Source organism: Noviherbaspirillum album, assembly GCF_035916955.1.
Taxonomy (GTDB): Bacteria; Pseudomonadota; Gammaproteobacteria; order Burkholderiales; family Burkholderiaceae_D; genus Noviherbaspirillum; species Noviherbaspirillum album.
Map to the genome: position 1 here is coordinate 1 of NZ_JAWIIV010000129.1, position 868 is coordinate 868.

General features: G+C 55.5%; 1 protein-coding gene. It reads right to left on the reverse strand.

The window, feature by feature from the left end; genetic code table 11:
- Nucleotides 1-10: 10 nt before the first annotated feature.
- A complete protein-coding gene (locus tag RY831_RS33030; protein WP_326510508.1) occupies nt 11-820 on the reverse strand; it encodes an IS5 family transposase in 810 nt (269 codons plus the stop codon).
- Nucleotides 821-868: the final 48 nt, after the last annotated feature.

The window sequence follows — 868 nt, forward strand, 5'->3', positions numbered from 1 at the left end:
CTAGAACGTGTTATGAACTAAGACCGAAGGTGTTGAGTGTCTTAGTCAGCATGAGGCAGACGAAGGCTACGAAGTGCAAACCGGCGAGTGTTTGTGCTACGCGCTCATAGTCCTTGGCCAGACGTCTGAACCGCGCTGCCCAAGCAAAGCTGCGTTCGACGACCCAGCGCCGAGGCAGGAGTACAAAGCCCTTCTTCGCCTCGGTATGCTTGACCACAACGAGTTGCATACAGAAGTCTTGCGCCTGCTCTTGGGCGGCTTCTCCGGTATAGCCTTGATCGACATAGGCAATATCGACATTGAGCCCGGTGACTTCCTGCACGCTCTGCGCCAGCTTAGCCACTTGGTCGCGATCCTGCTCATTGGCGGGAGTCACATACAATGCCAGCAAATGTCCCAACGTATCGACAGCAATATGAACTTTGGAGCCCTTACGGCGCTTGGCACCATCGTAGCCAGCGCGCGCACCACTTTCAGGGGTTGACTGCAGCGTTCTGCTATCAAGAATCGTTGCCGTGGGCGCGGGTTCGCGTCCTGATGCCAGGCGCAAAAGCGACCTCAGGTCTTGAGCGATGGTTTCGAAACAGCCCGCCTTGATCCAACGCTGGGTTTGTTGGTAGACCGTGTACCACGGAGGAAAATCATGCGGCAACAGGCGCCAGGGAGAGCCACTTCTCACCAGCCAGCGTAGCGCATTGAATACCTCTCGCATCGAATGTTCCCGCTGCGCAGCGTCCATCGGTAGCAAGGTAAGGTACGGCGCCACGAAGTACCATTCTTCGTCCTGTACATCAGTTGGGTAGGGTTTGCGTGCATTCATCCCCAACATTGACTGAACGCTACTTCCTTAGTTCATAACACGCTCTAG